This is a genomic window from Streptomyces sp. NPDC091376, from assembly GCF_044757085.1.
Taxonomy (GTDB): Bacteria; Actinomycetota; Actinomycetes; order Streptomycetales; family Streptomycetaceae; genus Streptomyces; species Streptomyces pratisoli.
The window spans coordinates 624,207-641,801 of the sequence record NZ_JBIVUF010000002.1; the positions used below are offsets into that span (position 1 = coordinate 624,207).

The 17,595-nt window shown below is 72.4% G+C and carries 13 protein-coding genes and 2 tRNA genes; 13 read left to right on the forward strand and 2 right to left on the reverse strand.

All coding sequences use genetic code 11. The annotated features are described in order from the left end of the window. Positions 1 to 251: 251 nt before the first annotated feature. From ACIQMR_RS07190 to ACIQMR_RS07220, 7 genes are all read left to right on the forward strand, one after another. On the forward strand, positions 252 to 1,415 hold the full coding sequence (locus ACIQMR_RS07190) for an acyl-CoA dehydrogenase family protein (protein WP_401384109.1): 1,164 nt from the start codon (positions 252 to 254) through the stop codon (positions 1,413 to 1,415). Further along, entirely contained in the window at positions 1,412 to 2,413 is a 1,002-nt protein-coding gene (locus ACIQMR_RS07195; RefSeq protein ID WP_401383856.1) for a bifunctional MaoC family dehydratase N-terminal/OB-fold nucleic acid binding domain-containing protein, read from the forward strand. The genes ACIQMR_RS07190 and ACIQMR_RS07195 overlap by 4 nt, the downstream gene beginning before the upstream one ends. 1 nt (position 2,414) lies before the next feature. Next, positions 2,415 to 3,554 carry an acyl-CoA dehydrogenase family protein gene (locus ACIQMR_RS07200; RefSeq protein ID WP_401383858.1) on the forward strand — a complete coding sequence of 380 codons (1,140 nt, stop codon included), beginning with the start codon at positions 2,415 to 2,417 and terminating at the stop codon, positions 3,552 to 3,554. Continuing rightward, positions 3,551 to 3,946 (forward strand): MaoC family dehydratase, encoded by a 396-nt coding sequence (locus tag ACIQMR_RS07205; protein WP_401383860.1) that lies wholly within the window; start codon positions 3,551 to 3,553, stop codon positions 3,944 to 3,946. Before ACIQMR_RS07200 ends, ACIQMR_RS07205 begins: the two co-directional genes overlap by 4 nt. Continuing rightward, complete coding sequence (locus ACIQMR_RS07210) at positions 3,943 to 5,109, forward strand: lipid-transfer protein (protein ID WP_401383862.1); 1,167 nt, start codon at positions 3,943 to 3,945, stop codon at positions 5,107 to 5,109. The genes ACIQMR_RS07205 and ACIQMR_RS07210 overlap by 4 nt, the downstream gene beginning before the upstream one ends. A 224-nt stretch (positions 5,110 to 5,333) precedes the next feature. Further along, complete coding sequence (locus ACIQMR_RS07215; protein ID WP_266380028.1) at positions 5,334 to 5,879, forward strand: SigE family RNA polymerase sigma factor; 546 nt, start codon at positions 5,334 to 5,336, stop codon at positions 5,877 to 5,879. Positions 5,880 to 5,969: 90 nt separating this feature from the next. After that, a complete protein-coding gene (locus tag ACIQMR_RS07220) occupies positions 5,970 to 7,622 on the forward strand; it encodes a long-chain fatty acid--CoA ligase (protein ID WP_401383864.1) in 1,653 nt (550 codons plus the stop codon). Between the two features lie 133 nt (positions 7,623 to 7,755). Here ACIQMR_RS07220 and ACIQMR_RS07225 read toward each other — a convergent pair whose 3' ends face one another. After that, complete coding sequence (locus ACIQMR_RS07225) at positions 7,756 to 11,745, reverse strand: PAS domain-containing protein (protein WP_401383866.1); 3,990 nt, start codon at positions 11,743 to 11,745, stop codon at positions 7,756 to 7,758. A 260-nt stretch (positions 11,746 to 12,005) separates the two neighbouring features. Then, a complete protein-coding gene (locus ACIQMR_RS07230) occupies positions 12,006 to 12,497 on the reverse strand; it encodes an SSI family serine proteinase inhibitor (RefSeq protein WP_401383869.1) in 492 nt (163 codons plus the stop codon). Between the two features lie 224 nt (positions 12,498 to 12,721). Between ACIQMR_RS07230 and ACIQMR_RS07235 the strand changes: the two genes are divergently transcribed. From ACIQMR_RS07235 to ACIQMR_RS07260, 6 genes are all read left to right on the forward strand, one after another. Then, a tRNA-Ser gene (locus ACIQMR_RS07235) sits at positions 12,722 to 12,812 on the forward strand. 231 nt (positions 12,813 to 13,043) lie between these two features. Further along, positions 13,044 to 13,116: transfer RNA gene (locus ACIQMR_RS07240), tRNA-Arg, on the forward strand. A 69-nt stretch (positions 13,117 to 13,185) separates the two neighbouring features. Then, positions 13,186 to 14,073 (forward strand): DUF2797 domain-containing protein, encoded by an 888-nt coding sequence (locus ACIQMR_RS07245; RefSeq protein ID WP_401383871.1) that lies wholly within the window; start codon positions 13,186 to 13,188, stop codon positions 14,071 to 14,073. Positions 14,074 to 14,189: 116 nt separating this feature from the next. Beyond that, a complete protein-coding gene (locus ACIQMR_RS07250; RefSeq protein WP_401383873.1) occupies positions 14,190 to 15,134 on the forward strand; it encodes an amidohydrolase family protein in 945 nt (314 codons plus the stop codon). 68 nt (positions 15,135 to 15,202) lie between these two features. Further along, complete coding sequence (locus ACIQMR_RS07255; protein ID WP_401383876.1) at positions 15,203 to 15,943, forward strand: response regulator transcription factor; 741 nt, start codon at positions 15,203 to 15,205, stop codon at positions 15,941 to 15,943. After that, complete coding sequence (locus ACIQMR_RS07260) at positions 15,940 to 17,589, forward strand: sensor histidine kinase (RefSeq protein WP_401383878.1); 1,650 nt, start codon at positions 15,940 to 15,942, stop codon at positions 17,587 to 17,589. The genes ACIQMR_RS07255 and ACIQMR_RS07260 overlap by 4 nt, the downstream gene beginning before the upstream one ends. Positions 17,590 to 17,595: the final 6 nt, after the last annotated feature.

Genomic DNA, 17,595 nt, shown 5'->3' on the forward strand with positions numbered 1-17,595 from the left:
GGGCCCTTCGGGGGTCCTGGGTGACGTGAGGGGCGAACAACGGCCTGCGTGGAGGTGCTCCGGCACCGGTCGCGCAGGCCGTTCCCGTTTCCCCGCCGCCCCGGTTGCGCCTTCCCCGGGCCGGTTCCGCCTCTCCTGGGTCGGTTCCGCCTTTCCCGGTGCGCGGGTGCGCTCATGACCTTGACAGGGGTGTCGTATCTGACGGACAGTCAGAAATCCTCACCCCTGTGCCGTTCCGGGAGGCCGCCGCCGTGCACCTCGCCCCGACGGCGCGCCAGCAGCGACTGCGCGCCGAACTCCGTTCGTACTTCCGTGACCTGATGCCTTACGGACCACCGGCCGCCGAGGACGCCGCGGGGCAGCGCACCCTGCTGCGGCGCATCGGCGCCGACGGGATGCTCGGCCTCGGCTGGCCCGTCGAGTACGGAGGCCAGGGGCGCGGCGCGGACGAGCAGTTCGTCTTCTTCGACGAGGCGTACCGCGCCGGCGCGCCCGTTTCCATGGTCACGCTGAACACGGTCGGCCCGACCCTGATGAGGTACGGGACCGATGACCAGAAGTCCTTCTTCCTGCCGCGGATACTGAGCGGCGAGGCCGTCTTCGCGATCGGGTACAGCGAGCCCGAGGCCGGTACCGATCTCGCCTCGCTCCGTACGAAGGCGGTGCGGGACGGCGCCGACTGGCTCGTCGACGGGCAGAAGGTCTTCACCTCCAACGCCCAGAACGCCGACTGGATATGGCTCGCCTGCCGTACGGATCCGCAGGCGCCCAAGCACCAGGGCATCTCGATCATCCTCGTGCCGAGCGACGCGCCCGGCTTCTCGTGGACGCCGATCGAGACGGTCGGCGGGCTGACGACGACCGCGACCTACTACGACGGGATACGGGTCCCCGGGTCGCATCTGGTCGGCGAGGAGAACGGTGGCTGGGGGCTGATCACCAGCCAGCTCAACCATGAGCGGGTCGCGCTCGCCGCGATCGGCATGCAGGCCGAGGACTTCGCGGCGGCGGCGCTGGAGCGGGCTCGCACCCCCGATCCGGTGACGGGTGCGCGTCCGGTTGACGAGCCGTGGGTGCGATCGAGGATCGCCGAAGTGCATGCCAGGCTCGCGGCAACGCGCCTGCTCAACTGGCGTTTGGTGGGCGATGTGGGGGCCGGCCGGCTGGCCCCGGGCGACGCGAGCGGCGTGAAGTTCATGGGAACCGAATCGGCCGTCGAGGTGTATCGAATGTGCCAGGAAATCACGGGAGAGGCAGGGCTGGTGAGGGCCGGTTCGCCGGGTGCCGTGGGGGACGGCGAGCTGGAGCGGATGAACCGTGCGGCACAGATCAACACCTTCGGGGGCGGTGTGAGCGAGGTGCAGCGGGAGATCGTCGCGACGATGCGACTCGGCATGAGGAGGGGGAAGCGGTGAGCGCGGAGGCGTCGGGTGCCGGAGCGGCGAGCGCGGACGAGCTGTATGAGCTGCTCAGGGCGTATGAAGGGGTGCGGGTGGCGGACATCGCCGGCACCGGCAAGGACCTCGTCAACGAGCCGATGATCAGGCACTGGTGCGAGGCGATGGGGGATGCGAACCCGGCATACCGGGGGCCGGACGTCATCGCCCCGCCGACGATGCTCCAGGCGTGGACGATGGGCGGCCTCTCGGGGCACTCCGATCGCTCGGGAGCGTACGACGAACTGTCCGCCCTGCTCGACGGCGCCGGGTTCACCTCGGTGGTGGCGACCGACTGTGAGCAGGAGTATCTGCGTCCGCTGCGCCCGGGCGACCGGATCACCTACGACTCGGTGATCGAATCGGTGTCGCCGCGCAAGACGACCAAGCTGGGCACGGGGCACTTCGTCACGACGAGGATGGACATCCTGGCGGACGGCGAGCTCGCGGGCACCCATCGCTTCCGCATCCTCAAGTACGCACCGGCTGCTGCGCGGAAGCCGCGGCCGCGGCGGCCCCGTCCGGTGATCAACCGCGACAACGCGGGATTCTGGGACGGGGTCGCCGAGCACAGGCTGCTGATCCAGCGCTGTGCGGGCTGTGGAGAGCTGCGGCTGCCCTGGCTGCCGGGGTGCGTGGCGTGCGGTTCGCCGGAGTGGGACACGGTCGAGGCGGGTGGCGAGGGAAGCGTCTACTCGTATGTGGTGATGCATCACCCGTCCTTCCCCGCCTTCGCCTCGTCCGATGGGCCCGCTGATGCCGCCGGGCCCTACGCGGTGGGGCTGATCGAGCTCGCCGAGGGTGTGCGGATGGTCAGCAATGTCGTCGGGGTTCCGTACGACAAGGTGCGGATCGGGATGCCCGTCCGGCTGGAGTTCCTGCGGGTCGACGAGGAGCTGGAGCTGCCGGTGTTCCGGGCCGTGGAGGAGCCGGTGTTCCGGGCGGCGGAAGAGGCCGAGGAAGAGGGCGTGGGCTGACATGGACTTCACGCCCACGGAAGGACAGGCGGCGGCCCGTGACCTCGCCGCGCGGATCTTCGGTGATCTGTCCACGCATGAGCGCCTGGCCGCCGCGGGGACCGGGACGGACGCCGAGTTGTGGAAGGCGCTGTGCGCGGCGGGGCTGACCGGAGCGCTGGAGGAGATCGGGCTCCTCGGTCTGGTGCTGCTGCTGGAGGAGCAGGGCCGTACGACCGCGCAGGTGCCGCTCGCGGTGAGCTGTGTGTACGGGCTGCTGGCGGTGGACCGGCACGGCACGAAGGAGCAGCGGGCCCGGCTGCTGCCGGCCCTGCGGGACGGTACGGCCGTGGTGACCGGCGCGTTCCCGGGTCATGGGTCGATACGTGCCGACGGCGCCGGCCGGCTGAGCGGAACGGCCGGGTGGGTGCCCTGGCTGCGGGACGCCACCCACGTCCTGGTGCCGGACGCCGAGCGGAATCTCTGGCTGGTGAGGGCGGCGCAGGCGCAGGCCGTCCCCGTGGAGACCACGGCCCCGTGGGCGGCGGGCCGGCTCGTCCTGGACGGCACGCGGGGGGAGCGGCTCGGCGACAGGGGCGCCACGGACGGGCGGAGTGCGGCCGGGTCCGTCGACGGCACGGCAGCTACTGAGTCCACTTCTGAGAGGGCCACTACCGCGAGCGCGGCTGCTGACAGGGCCGTTGCGGGCGGAGCTTATGAGGATGTGCTCGTGGCCGCCCGCATCGCCTTCGCCGGATTGCAGGCCGGGGTGTGCGCGGGGGCGCTCGCCAGGGCCGTCGCCCACACATCGGTGCGGGAGCAGTTCGGACGGCCCCTCTCCACCCGGCAGGCCGTCCAACTGCGCGCGGCCGACGCCCATATGGACACCGAGGCGATCCGGGTCACCGTGTACGAGGCAGCATGGCGCTTCGACGAAGGGCTGCCATGCGCGACGCATGCGCTGACCGCCGGGTGGTGGGCGTCCGAGGCGGGCAGAAGGGTCGTCCACACCGGCCAGCATCTGCACGGCGGCATCGGCGCCGACCTGGAGCACCCGGTCCACCGGCACTTCCTGTGGGGCCGCCAGCTCGACGCGTATCTGGGCAGCGGCGCCCAACTGCTCGACGAACTCGGATCCTTGCTCGCTGAGGAGGCGGCATGAAGGCAGGCGACGAGCTGCGCCCGCTCACCATCCCCATCACCCGCACCCTGATCGTCGCCGGGGCCATCGCCTCACGGGACTACCAGGACGTGCACCACGATGCCGAGCTCGCGAAGGAGAAGGGCTCCCCGGACATCTTCATGAACATCCTCACGACGAACGGTCTGGTCGGGCGGTTCATCACCGACCACTTCGGCCCGACGGCCGTGCTCCGCAAGGTCGCGATACGGCTGGGTGCCCCCAACCACCCGGGCGACACCATGACGTTGACGGGCACGATCACCGAGGTCGAGGGCAACACCGCCCTGGTCCGCGTCATCGGGGCCAACGGCCTGGGGAACCACGTGACCGGCACGGTGACGGTGAGCCTGCCCCAGGAGGCGGGATCATGAGTGTGCGCAGGGCGGACGCGCTGGGTGGCCGGGCCGCGGTCGTCGGCATCGGGGCCACCGAGTTCTCCAAGGACTCCGGGCGCAGCGAGCTGAAGCTGGCCGTGGAAGCGGTCCGGGCCGCCCTCGACGACGCGGGTCTCTCCCCCGCCGACGTGGACGGCATGGTCACCTTCACCATGGACACCAGTCCCGAGATCACCGTCGCCCAGGCGGCCGGCATGGGCGAGCTGTCGTTCTTCTCCCGTATCCACTACGGCGGCGGCGCGGCCTGTGCCACGGTGCAGCAGGCCGCTCTCGCGGTGGCCACCGGAGTCGCCGAAGTCGTCGTCTGCTATCGCGCGTTCAACGAACGGTCGGGGCGCAGATTCGGCTCGGGCGTTCAGCAGCGGGAGCCGTCGGCGGAGGGTGCGGCGCTCGGCTGGAACCTTCCCTTCGGGCTGCTGACCCCCGCCTCCTGGGTGGCCATGGCGGCCCAGCGCTATCTCCACACCTACGGGCTCACCCCCGAGGCGTTCGGACATGTCGCCGTGACGGACCGGCGCCATGCCGCCCGTAACCCCGCGGCGTACTTCCACGGGAAGCCGATCACCCTCGCCGATCACGCCGCCTCGCGGTGGATCGTCGAGCCGCTGCGCCTGCTCGACTGCTGCCAGGAGACCGATGGTGGCCAGGCCCTCGTCGTGACCTCCGTCGAGCGGGCCCGGGACCTGCCGCGACCACCCGCCGTGATCGTCGCCGCGGCCCAGGGCGCGGGCCGGGCGCAGGAGCAGATGACCAGCTACTACCGGGACGACCTCACCGGACTGCCCGAGATGGGCGTGGTCGCGCGGCAGCTCTGGCGGACCTCCGGACTGACTCCCGGCGACATCGACGTGGGCATCCTCTATGACCACTTCACACCTTTTGTGCTGATGCAGCTGGAGGAGTTCGGCTTCTGCGGGCCGGGCGAGGCGGCGGACTTCGTGGCCGCGGACGCGCTCCCCCTCAACACCCATGGAGGCCAGCTGGGAGAGGCGTATCTGCACGGGATGAACGGCATCGCGGAAGCGGTCAGACAGGTGCGCGGCACCTCCGTGAACCAGATATCCGGCGCCGCCCGGACCCTGGTCACAGCCGGCACGGGCGTTCCGACCTCGGCCCTGATCCTCGGCGCGGACGGCTGAGGAGCCGGCGCGGACGGTCGGGGAGCGCGGCGCGGACGGTCGAGGCGTAGCGGCGCGGACGACGTTGCACACGGGCGTGAGGGCGGTCGCCGACCCTGAGGCGGAGCTGATGCGTCCTCCACCCAAAGGAGGTCGGGCCTGCTTCACCCCTACAACCTGAGGCGGATCCGCTTTCGGGACCTGGGGCCGATCCCCGTGGCGGGCCCCGCTCCTAGCGTGGAGCCATGACCACGCCAGTCTGCACGACCGCCTCCACGGCCGCCGTGCCGCCGACCTCCTACCCGTCGTTCTCGTCGTATGTACGGGCGCGGGGGCCCGTGCTGCTGCGCACCGCCCGCTCCCTCACCGCCAACCCGAACGACGCCGAGGACCTGCTGCAGACCGCGCTCACCAAGACCTATGTCGCCTGGGAGCGCATCGAGGACCACCGTGCCCTCGACGGTTACGTCCGCCGCGCGCTGCTCAACACCCGTACGTCGCAGTGGCGCAAACGCAAGGTGGACGAGTTCGCGTGCGAGGACCTGCCCGAGCCCTCCGGGGTTCCCCAGCCCGACCCGGCCGAGCAGCAGGTGCTGCACGATGCGATGTGGCGTGCCGTGATGAAACTCCCGGACCGGCAGCGGGCGATGGTCGTCCTGAGGTACTACGAGGACCTCAGCGAGGCCCAGACCGCCGAGGTGCTTGGGGTCTCCGTCGGCACGGTCAAGAGCGCGGTGTCCCGGGCGCTCGGCAAGCTCCGGGAGGACCCGGAACTCTCACCGGTGCGCTGAGCTTTCTTACCCGGGGGTAGTGACATACCGCGCGGTACGTGCGCAGAATCGGCACACCCTTAAGAGCTGCGCGCCCACCGGGAGGACGCCGTGCTGAGCACCATGCAGGACGTACCACTGACCGTGACCCGCATCCTGAAGCACGGGATGACGATCCACGGGAGTTCACAGGTCACCACATGGACCGGCGAAAGCGAGCCTCAGCGCCGCAGCTACCGGGAGATCGGCGAGCGCACGGCCCAGTTGGCGCACGCCCTGCGCGACGACCTCGGAGTCACCGGGGACGAGCGGGTCGCCACCCTGATGTGGAACAACGCCGAGCACGTCGAGGCGTACTTCGCGATCCCCTGTATGGGCGCGGTCCTGCACACGCTCAATCTGCGACTGCCCGTCGAGCAGCTGGTGTTCATCGTCAACCACGCCGCCGACCGCGTCGTGATCGTCAACGGCTCGCTGCTTCCGCTGCTCGCGCCGCTGCTCCCGCATCTGCCGACGGTCGAGCACGTCGTGGTCTCGGGCCCCGGCGACCGGTCGGTGCTTCAGGGCGCGCGGGCCCAGGTCCACGAGTACGAGGAACTGCTCGCCGGGAAGCCGGCCACGTACGACTGGCCGGAGCTGGACGAGCGTACGGCCGCCTCCATGTGCTACACCTCCGGGACCACCGGCGACCCCAAGGGCGTCGTCTACTCGCACCGCTCGATCTATCTGCACTCCATGCAGGTCAACATGGCGCAGTCGATGGGTCTGACGGACGCCGACACCAGCCTCGTCGTCGTCCCGCAGTTCCATGTGAACGCCTGGGGCCTGCCCCACGCGGTGCTCATGAGCGGTGTGAACATGCTGATGCCGGACCGTTTCCTCCAGCCGGCCCCGCTCGCCAAGATGATCGAGAGCGAGCGGCCGACGCATGCGGCGGCCGTCCCCACCATCTGGCAGGGCCTCCTTGCCGAGCTGATGACCAAGCCGCGCGATGTGAGTTCGCTCACGCAGGTCACCATCGGTGGCTCGGCCTGCCCACCGTCGCTCATGGAGGCGTTCGACTCGCTGGGCATGCGCGTCTGCCACGCCTGGGGCATGACCGAGACCTCGCCGCTGGGCACGGTGGCCCGGCCGCCGGCCCATGCGGTGGGCACGGAGGCGGAGTTCGCGTACCGGCTCACCCAGGGCCGATTCCCGGCCGGTGTCGAGGCCAGGCTGCGCGGACCCGGTGGAGAGTTCCTGCCGTGGGACGGCGAGTCCGCCGGCGAGCTGGAGGTGCGTGGCCCGTGGATCGCCGGCGCGTACTACGGCGGCGCGGTGGGCGAGCCCCTCAAGCCGGAGGACAAGTTCAGCGAGGACGGCTGGCTGAAGACGGGTGACGTCGGCGTCATCGGATCCGACGGTTTCCTCACGCTCACCGACCGGGCCAAGGACGTGATCAAGTCCGGCGGCGAGTGGATCTCCTCCGTCGAGCTGGAGAACGCGCTGATGGCGCACCCGGAGGTGGCCGAGGCCGCCGTCGTCGCCGTACCGGACGACAAGTGGGGCGAGCGACCGCTGGCGACGGTGGTGCTGAGGGACGGCTCGACCGCGGACTACGCGTCGCTGAAGGACTTCCTCGCCGGGAAGATCGCGAAGTGGCAGCTGCCGGAGCGCTGGGCGATCATCCCGTCGGTGCCGAAGACGAGCGTCGGGAAGTTCGACAAGAAGGTGATCCGCCGGCAGTACGCGGACGGTGAGCTGGAGGTCACCGAAGTCCGCTAGCGGCGGGCGGCGTTACGGACCCACGGTGTTCCGATCCGGCGGTGTTCTGAACCGGCTGTGTTCGGGCGGCGGTGTTCCGGGCCCGGTGCGCGTGACGCGTACCGGGCCGTTCCGTGCCGCCCGTCGAGCCCGGTTAGTTCGTGCCGATCTTCGCGAGCAGATCCACGATCCGGTCCTGCACCTCGGCGTTCGTGGAGCGCTCCGCCAGGAAGAGGACGGTCTCGCCCGACGACAGCTTGGGCAGTTCCGCCTGGTCGAGGCCGGCCGATGTGTAGACGACGAGCGGGGTGCGGTTCAACTGCCCGTTCGCCCGCAGCCAGTCGATGATCCCGGCACGCCGGCGGCGTACCTGCATCAGGTCCATCACCACCAGGTTCGGCCGCATCTGCTGGGCGAGGGTCACGGCTTCCGCGTCGGCCGCGGCCCGTGCGACCTGCATCCCGCGCCGCTCCAGCGTCGCCCGCAGCGCGGCCGCGATGTCGTCGTGCTCCTCGATCAGCAGCACCCGGGACGGGTGCTGCTCGCTGTCGCGCGGCGCCAGGGCCTTCAGCAGGACGGCGGGGTCGGCACCGTACGCCGCCTCGCGCGTCGCCTGCCCCAGACCGGCGGCGAGCAGCACCGGGACCTCGGCCGCCACCGCGGCCTGACGGAGCGACTGCAGCGCGGTACGGGTGATGGGCCCGGTCAGCGGGTCGACGAAGAGCGCGGCCGGGAACGCGGCGATCTGCGCGTCCACCTCCTCGCGCGAGTGCACGATCACCGGCCGGTAGCCGCGGTCGCTCAGCGCCTGCTGCGTGGCGACGTCCGGCGCGGGCCAGACGAGCAGCCGGCGCGGATTGTCCAGCGGCTCCGGGGGCAGTTCGTCGTCCATGGGCAGATGCGCGGGCCGGTTCGCCACCTCCACGGCGCCACCGGGGCCGTCGAGCGGCTCGGGCCCCTCCGCGCCCTCGTCCGGGGCGCCGATCGCGTACGAACGACCCTCGGTGGGAGCGGCGAGCCGCTGGTGCGGCTGCGCGGGGGCAGGGGCGGGCGCGGGCTGCGGATGCGGCCGTGCTGCCGTTTCCGGCACCTGAAGCTCGCCGCGCTCGCTCGCCGGGGGAGTTCCCAGCTTGCGGCGGCGGCCGGAGCCGAGGGTCTGGTTCTGTGCCGCCGGCTGACGGTTCTGCTGCTGCGCGATCTGCTGCGCGAACGGCACGCCCTGGCCGAGCGTGCGCACGCTGAACGCCTTGCCCTGTGACGCGTCGGGGTCGACGGCGTCCGGTGCCGGTGCGGGGGGCGCTGCCGGTGCCTCGGCCGGAAGGGGTTGCGCGGGCGGAAGCGGCTGCGCGGCCCGGCGGGGTTCGGCCTGCGCCGCCGCGGGGACGGCGGGCGGCAGCGGCACGGACCCGGTGTCGCCGGCCTCGGGCGCGACCGGTGCGACCGGGGCCGGGGCCGGGGCAGGAGTCGCGGGGGCCATCGTGCCGAGAGCCTGCCCGGAGGTCTCGCCCGCGGCCGGGCGGGCACGCCGGCGCCCGGTCGCCACGGGATGGGGCTGCGGCGGGGTGTGGTCGGCGTCCGGTTCGGCGTGAACGGCGTCGTGGCGGCCGTCGTCACCCTCGATCGCGGCCGGGACCGGAGCGGGGGCGGCCGGAGCAGGGGCAGCGGCCGGAGCCGGAACCGGGGCGGGCGCCGGGACGCGGTCGGCCTCGGCGGGCGGCAGCGCGAAGGCGCTCCGCGCCTCCTCGGCGGGCCTGAGCCGTTCCTGGGTGGTCGAGAGCGCGCGCCGCGCCCGCCGCCCACTCTGCTGCGCACCGGTACCGGCGGGCTCCAGCGCCGCGGCGCCCACATCACCGCCCTGCCCGGTGCGCCGGCCGGCGGAGCCGGATCCGTTCCCGGACGCGTCGGTCACCGCAGCGGCAGGAGCGGTCGGGGTGGCCGTCGGTGCCGGGGCGGCCGGAGGCAGCGCGGGAAGCGCCGCCTGACCGCGGCGGGCGCGGCGGCCGGTGCCCGGCTGATCGTCCGCTTCCGGGCCGACTCCCTGCGGCGGGACCGTGTCGCCCAGCGCCGGACGGCCCGCCCCGGCCTCCGCGGCGGTGACGACCGAACCACCCTGCGCAGGCAGAGCGGGCATCTCCGCCTCCGCGGGGCTCGGACGGCCACGACGACGGCCCGTGCCACCGCTGCCGGCGCCGGTGCCGGCGCTGGTGCCCCCGTCGGTGCCGCTGCCCGTGTTCGCGGGAGCCTGTGCGTCCGTGTCCGTGTCCGCATTCGTACGGGCGCGGCGCCGGCCGGAGGGCTCGCCGGACGGCTGCTCCGGTTCGACGGGGCTCTCCAGGAACGCGTCCGTGGAGGCCCGCCGCGCCCGCCGCCGTCCGCCGCCGGACGTGGCCTGCGCGGGGGCGGTCTCCGGCTCCGCCGGGATCGCCGGAGGCGTCACCGTTCCCGCCCCGTCGCCGAGCGGCACCTCCAGCACGTACGCGCTGCCGCTCATCCCCGGCACCTCGTGCGTCTGCAGCACGCCGCCGTGGGCGGTCACGATCCCGCGGACGATCGGCTCGTGCACCGGGTCGCCCCCGGCGTACGGCCCGCGTACCTCGATCCGCACGACGTCGCCGCGCTGTGCCGCCGCGACCACGATCGTCGAGTCGACGTATCCGGCGCCCGGCACGACCCGGGCCTTGCCCGTCGAGTCGACGCCCGCGACGTCCGCGATCAGATGGGCCAGGGCCGTCGCCAGCCGGCCACCGTCGACCTCCGCCTCTATCGGCGGGGCGTGCACCGCGAACTGGGCCCGGCCGGGACCGATCAGCTCGACCGCGCCCTCGACACCGGCCGCCACGACCGAGTCGAGCAGGACGACGCCCTTGCGCAGCTCCTCCGCGCCGGAGTCCAGCCGCTGGAAGCCGAGGACGTTGTCGACCAGTGTGGTCATCCGGGCATAGCCCGCGGCCAGGTGGTGCAGGATCTGGTTGGCCTCCGGCCACAGCTGACCGGCCGGGTCGGCGGCCAGCTTGCCCAGCTCACCACGCAGCTCGTCCAGCGGTCCGCGCAGCGAGTCGCCGAGCACGGCGGCCAGCTGGGTGTGCCGGGCCGCCAGGGCGGACTCCCGCTCGTCCCGCTCCTCGATCTCCGCCGCGTGGCGCTCCGTCCTGTCCGCGATCTCCACGGCGTGCCGCTCGTCGCGTTCCGCCAGGTCGGTGGCGTACTTCTCGTCCCGCGCGGCCATGTCCGTCGCGTACTTCTCGTCACGCTCGGCGATGTCGGTGGCGTACTTCTCGTCCCGCTCGGAGATCTCCGCGGCGTGCCGCTCCGCCATGTCCTCGTACGGCCGCCGGTCGGTGAAGGTCATCACCGCTCCGACCAGCTGTTCCCCGTCCCGCACCGGCGCGGTCGTCAGATCGACCGGCACTTCCTTGCCGTTCTTCGCCCACAGCACCTGCCCGCGGACCCGGTGCTTGCGCCCGGACCTGAGCGTGTCGGCGAGCGGCGACTCGTCGTACGGGAACGGCTCGCCGTCCGCACGCGAGTGCAGGATCAGCGGGTGCAGCTCCTTGCCGCCGAGGTCGCTGGCGCGGAACCCGAGGATCTGCGCGGCGGCCGGGTTGACGAGGACGACGCGCCCGTCGGTGTCCGTACCGACGACACCTTCGGCGGCGGCGCGCAGGATCATCTCGGTCTGCCGCTGGGAGCGGGCGAGTTCGGCCTCGGTGTCCACCGTGCCGGACAGATCGCGCACGACGAGCATGAGCAGTTCGTCGCCGGTGTAGCTGCTTCCGGCGCCGCTGCCGCCGCTGTACGAGTCGTACGCCTCGCGGCCGTCCTCCAGGCTGGCGCTGGTCACCTCGACGGGGAACTCGCTGCCGTCGGTGCGCCGCGCGACCATCCGGGTCGGCTTGGTACGGCCCTGCTCGTCGGCGGCGTCGGGCCGCCGCATCGAGCCGGGGATGAGTTTCGAGTCGAAGGACGGCAGCAGATCGAGCAGCCCGCGCCCGACGAGTGCCGTGCCGGGGGTCTCGAACATCTCGAGGGAGATGGTGTTGGCGTTGACGACCGTGCCGTTGCAGTTGACAAGGACGAGCCCGTCAGGCAGCGCGTCGAGTATGGCTGCGAGGCGAGCAGCGCCTCGGGATGGCCTGCTGCTCACGACGACGCTTCCTCCCTGACCTACAGCATCTTTCGGACGGCCGGCCCCATCTTGCCCCTCGGGCCGCAGCCTGTCACTGGAGGGAGTCTAAAGGCAGGGGACGGGCCGGCGGCGGCGGATGAGGGGGAGCTCTCACCAAGGTTCTGTGTACACGGAGCAGCTCCGTGTCCCCTGAAACACCCGCTGACCTGGGTGCGGTCCGGAATCCGGTCCCGGCCGCGGCCCGTGCGGCCCGGTCCGGCCGGGCCGCAGAGTCACTTTCAGGCCGTGTCCGGATCCTCATTGCGGGCGGTCGGCAGGACCGGTTCCAGCGTCTCCCAGCGCTTGATCTCGCAGCCGTTGGTGCGGTCGAAGGTGGCGTCGATGCTCCGCCCCTGCCAGGTGCCCGTCACCCGGGCCGTGGCCGGGCCGCCGTGCTGCATCGTGCACATGCGGTCCTGGTCGACGGGCGTGAACGGGTCCTCCTCCGCGGAGGCGAACTCCGCCAGCTTGTCGCAGGCGGCCTGCGCCTCGGGGTGCGTACCGCCGGCCGGCCCGCACTTCAGCTCGTAGGTCCCGTTGGCCTCCGGGTTCCCGGTGTCCGAGGTGATCACGGTGAGCTGGTCCCCGGGTTCGGACTCCAGCAGCGGCAGCGGGATCGGAGCGGAGATCGGTGCGGAGGGGGCCGCCCCCGCGGTGGGAACGGCGACGGTCAGCGCGGCGACGGAGGCCGTGGCGGTCGCGGCGACGATGAGGACGAAGCGGCGCAGCATGCGTACTCCTGGAGAGCGAAGGATCTTGGGGCGGCGCCCCGGCATCTCTAACGCTCCGCGCGCCCGTCCGTTGCGCAACCGGGGTGGGCCGACCGGGGCGAACGAGGGACGGGAGGCTCTTTGCCCAGGAGCCCGGGCGCCTAGTACCGTGGGGAGCGATTGGTGACAGCCCACCTGGCTGTGTCATCATCTGCACGCACCACTCGCGCCCGCGCGGGTGTGCTGGAGGCGTCGCCTAGTCCGGTCTATGGCGCCGCACTGCTAATGCGGTTTGGGTCTTAAAGCCCATCGAGGGTTCAAATCCCTCCGCCTCCGCGCGATCACCGAAGCCCCGGCCCGACGGCCGGGGCTTCGGTCGTTCCCACCCCACGCCTGCCGCCCCAGCGCCGCCGCTCCTTGGCACTTCGCCAGCGCCGGGCGCTCATACGGCCGTACGGGCATTTGCGCAGGTCGGAAGGGGTGCGGGTAATGGATTTCGCCTGGCGGCGCGGGTCATGTAATGTTGTTCCCGCAACGCCGACCGGGCAGAAAAGCCCGGAACGCCAAGCACTCGTAGCTTAACGGATAGAGCATCTGACTACGGATCAGAAGGTTGCAGGTTCGAATCCTGCCGAGTGCACACAGCTGAGAGGCCCCCGGAGATGATCCGGGGGCCTCTTGCGTTGGACGCGCTTGAGGAGTACGCGGCATGAGCGGCGACCGGTGGCAGTGCCGGGGGATGAGGTGGGTCCAGGGGGCTCCCGTGCTCCGGTGGGCGCGGGGGGCGGAGCTGCGGGAGAGCCGGCTCGGGTACGGGCAGGAGATCGGGTTCCGGGCCGTCGGGGAGCGGCGGTGCGGTGGGGCGCGGGGAAACGTGTGTCCGGTCGGCGCCGTGGTGTCCGGGCGCAGCACCGGTGGGCTGTGTGCCGAGTGCGCGCGGCTGGACCGGGCGCACTCGGTGGCCGCCGACACCGTGGCCGACGATCCGCGGACGTACCGCGTGTATCTCGCCTGGTTCGGGCCCGGGATGGTGAAGGTCGGGATCACCGCCGAGGAACGGGGCACGGCGCGGCTCCTGGAGCAGGGGGCGGTGGTGTTCGGCTGGCTGGGGCGCGGGCCGCTGATGGCGGCGCGGCGTACGGAGGAGTTGCTGCGGGCCGCGCTGGGGGTGCCGGACCGCATCCCGTACGCGCGCAAGCGGGCGGTACGTGCCGTGCTGGCGGATCGTGCGGACGAGCGGGCGGCGGAGGTCACGGAACTGTACGCGCGGGCCGTGGCGCTCACGGGGTGGCCGGAGGCGCTGGAGCGGATCGCGTTCGAGGCGGTCGACCACGCAGGAGTGTTCGGGCTGGACCGGCCGGCGGTGCTGCCGGCCGCCTCGCGTGTGGTGCGGGAGCTGGTGGACGGCGGGACCGTCGCCGGGCGGCTGGTCGCCGCGGCCGGGCCCGATCTGCATCTGCGCACCGGTGACGGGCGGGTGACGGTGGTGGACACCCGACTGCTTTCCGGCTGGGAGCTCGTCGCCGCGGATCCGCGCTCCCCGCTGACCGTCCCGGCCGAAGAACTCCCGGCGGGGGTCCAGGACGGGCTCTTCTGAGTCCGGGTTCAGGACGGGCTCTTCCCGGCCCGGGTTCAGGACGGGCTCTTCCGAGTCCGGGTTGCCGCCCCTCGGGGCCTGGACAGCTGATCGGTGCACGTCGGAGGCTGTCCGGCATGAGCGATCACCCCGTGGCGGAACCGAACCGCCCCGCCGCCCCCTCGCGTTCGGCCTCCGCGTACGGCACCGAGGCCCGGGAGGTGCGGGCGTTCTGGGAGCGGCTCGGGCTCCCGGGACTCGTCGACGTCCATACGCACTTCATGCCGGAGCGGGTCCTCGACAAGGTGTGGGCGTACTTCGACGCCGTCGGGCCGCTGACCGGCACGAAGTGGCCGATCACCTACCGCGAGGAGGAGGACCGGCGGGTCGCGCTGCTCCGGGAGTTCGGGGTACGGAACTTCACCTCGATGCTGTACCCGCACAAGGCGGGCATGGCCGAGTGGCTCAACGGCTGGTCCGCGGACTTCGCCGCTCGTACGCCCGACTGTCTGCACACGGCGACGCTCTTCCCCGAGGAGGGTGTGGAGCACTATGTCCGCCGGGCCGTCGAGAGCGGCGCGCGCGTCGTCAAGTCGCACGTGCAGGTCGGGGCGTACGACCCCAACGACACGCTGCTCGATCCGGTGTGGGGGCTGCTCGCCGAGGCGGGCGTCCCGGTGGTGATGCACTGCGGCTCGGGACCGGCGCCCGGCAAGTACACCGGGCCGGACCCGGTCGGCCGGCTCCTCGCGCGCCATCCGCGGCTGCGGCTGGTCGTGGCGCACATGGGGATGCCGGAGTACACGGACTTCCTGGACCTCGCGGAACGGTACGAGGAGGTGCGGCTGGACACGACGATGGCGTTCACGGACTTCAGCGAGCGGCTCAGCCCGTTCCCGGTGGAGGAACGAGCGCGGCTGGCCGGGCTCGGGGACCGGGTGCTGTTCGGGACGGACTTCCCGAACATTCCGTATCCGTATCTGCACCAGCTGCGGGCGCTGGAGCGACTGGAGCTGGGGGACGACTGGCTGCGCGCGGTCTGTCACGGGAACGCGGCCCGGCTCTTCTCGCTGACCTCCTGAGACGGTTCTCAGGGAATTCACAGGTAAGGGAAAGGTGGCTCTCACCGCACGGTCCCAGGGTGGGCACCATGACGACGATCTCAGCCCAGGGACGTACCGAGCTCCGGCGCCCGGACGGCGGCCCCGTCCGGGTACTCGTCGTGGACGACGAGACCTCCCTGACCGAGCTGCTCTCGATGGCGCTGCGCTATGAAGGGTGGGAGGTGCGCAGCGCGGGCGACGGCGCGGGCGCCGTGCGCGCGGCGCGCGCCTTCCGGCCCGACGCCGTGATCCTCGATGTGATGCTGCCCGACATGGACGGGCTGGCGGTGCTCGGCAGGCTGCGCCGTGAACTGCCCGACGTACCCGTGCTGTTCCTGACGGCGAAGGACGCCGTGGAGGACCGGATCGCCGGGCTGACGGCGGGCGGCGACGACTACGTCACCAAGCCGTTCAGCCTGGAGGAGGTCGTGGCGCGGCTGCGCGGCCTGATCCGCCGGTCCGGTACGGCGGCCGCCGCACGCGGCGAATCGGTGCTCGCCGTCGGCGATCTGACCCTGGACGAGGACAGCCACGAGGTGACCCGGGGCGGTGCGTCGATCCACCTCACGGCCACCGAGTTCGAGCTGCTGCGCTATCTGATGCGCAATCCGCGGCGGGTGCTGAGCAAGGCGCAGATCCTCGACCGGGTCTGGTCGTACGACTTCGGCGGGCAAGCCAATGTCGTCGAGCTCTACATCTCCTATCTGCGGCGGAAGATCGACGCGGGCCGCTCGCCGATGATCCACACCAGGCGCGGCGCGGGATACCTGATCAAGCCCGGTGAATGAGCGGCATGGGCCTGCCGAGAAGGCGGAGAAGGTGGTCGCTGCGGACCCGGCTGGTCGTCTCCGCGGTCGCGCTGATCGCGGTGGTCGCGGCGGTGATCGGCACGGTGACCACACTGGCGCTGCGCACCTATCTGTACGGGCAGAAGGACGATCAGCTGCACGGCATCGCGCTGCGGGCGGCGGGTCCGCCACCGGGCGCCCCGCGCGATGCGCGGTCGCAGGTGGAGCCGCTGCGGTTCGTCACCGGCGGCGGCGCACCGCTCGGCACGGTCGGGGTGGAGGTGGCGGCCGACGGCTCCCTGGGGGACGGGCTCGTCTCCGCCCAGCAGGAAACGACGGACGAGGGGCCGCGGGTCACCGACCGGGCCCTGTCGGAGGCGGAGAAGGCGGCGCTCGACGCCGTGCCGCGCGACGACCGGGCGCACAGTGTGGAGCTGCCCGGGCTCGGTGACTACCGCGTCGAGTACACGGCAGGCGGCAACGGTGCGTTCCTCGTCGGCGTACCGCTCGCCGAGGTGCACAGCACCATCGGCACCCTCGTGGTCGTCGAGATCTGTGTGACCGCCGCCGGGCTGATCGCCGCCGCACTGGCGGGCGGGACGCTCGTCGGGGTCGCCCTGCGGCCGCTGCGGCGCGTCGCCGCGACGGCCACCCGGGTCTCCGAACTCCCCCTGCACAGCGGTGAGGTGGCGCTGCACGAGCGGGTACCGGACGCCGAGGCGGATCCGCGCAACGAGGTCGGGCAGGTCGGCGCGGCGCTCAACCGGATGCTCGACCACGTCCATTCCGCTCTGGACGCGCGTCAGGAGAGCGAGACGCGGGTACGGCGGTTCGTCGCGGACGCCAGCCACGAACTGCGTACGCCACTGGCCTCCATCCGCGGCTACGCCGAGCTGACGCGCCGGGGCCGGGAGCGGACCGGCCCCGACACCCGGCACGCACTCGGCCGGATCGAGGCGGAGGCGACCCGGATGACGGGGCTGGTGGAGGACCTGCTGCTGCTGGCCCGGCTCGACGCCGGCCGGCCGCTGTCGTACGAGAGCACCGATCTGTCCCCCCTGGTCGTGGACGCCGTGAGCGACGCCCGGGCCGCGGGACCCGACCACGCCTGGCGCCTGGAACTGCCGGACGAGCCCGCGACGGTACGGGCCGACCCGGCGCGGCTCCAGCAGGTCCTGGTCAACCTGCTGGCCAACGCCCGTACGCACACGCCGCCCGGAACCACGGTGACCGCGTGCGTCCGGCCGCTCGACCGGCGCGGTGCCGTCACGATCGAGATCCGCGACGACGGGCCCGGCATCCCGGCCGCGCTGCTCCCGCGTGTCTTCGAACGCTTCGCGCGAGGCGACGCCTCACGCTCACGGCACGCCGGAAGCACCGGACTCGGGCTCGCGATCGTGCAGGCGGTCGTCGCCGCGCACGGCGGGACGGTGGGTGTCGAGAGCGCCCCGGGACGCACGGTCTTCTCCGTACGGCTGCCTCTGGCCCACCCGGCGCAGGACTCACAGCCGGCGCAGGACTCACAGCCGGCGCGCGACCCACGGCCGGCGCGCGACCCACAGCGGGCGCACGACCCACTGCCGGCAGTCGATTCGGACCCGGCACACGACTCACAGCCGTCGCACAGGCTCACCACAATGCCGTGACAGCGG

Bases quoted from the DNA above. Each gene is read 5' to 3' on its own strand.
- ACIQMR_RS07200 (WP_401383858.1), top strand. From the start codon at position 2,415: ATGGACTTCACGCCCACGGAAGGACAGGCGGCGGCCCGTGACCTCGCC.
- ACIQMR_RS07205 (WP_401383860.1), top strand. From the start codon at position 3,551: ATGAAGGCAGGCGACGAGCTGCGCCCGCTCACCATCCCCATCACCCGC.
- ACIQMR_RS07210 (WP_401383862.1), top strand. From the start codon at position 3,943: ATGAGTGTGCGCAGGGCGGACGCGCTGGGTGGCCGGGCCGCGGTCGTC.
- ACIQMR_RS07215 (WP_266380028.1), top strand. From the start codon at position 5,334: ATGACCACGCCAGTCTGCACGACCGCCTCCACGGCCGCCGTGCCGCCG.
- ACIQMR_RS07230 (WP_401383869.1), bottom strand. From the start codon at position 12,497: ATGCTGCGCCGCTTCGTCCTCATCGTCGCCGCGACCGCCACGGCCTCC.
- ACIQMR_RS07245 (WP_401383871.1), top strand. From the start codon at position 13,186: ATGAGCGGCGACCGGTGGCAGTGCCGGGGGATGAGGTGGGTCCAGGGG.
- ACIQMR_RS07250 (WP_401383873.1), top strand. From the start codon at position 14,190: ATGAGCGATCACCCCGTGGCGGAACCGAACCGCCCCGCCGCCCCCTCG.
- ACIQMR_RS07255 (WP_401383876.1), top strand. From the start codon at position 15,203: ATGACGACGATCTCAGCCCAGGGACGTACCGAGCTCCGGCGCCCGGAC.
- ACIQMR_RS07260 (WP_401383878.1), top strand. From the start codon at position 15,940: ATGAGCGGCATGGGCCTGCCGAGAAGGCGGAGAAGGTGGTCGCTGCGG.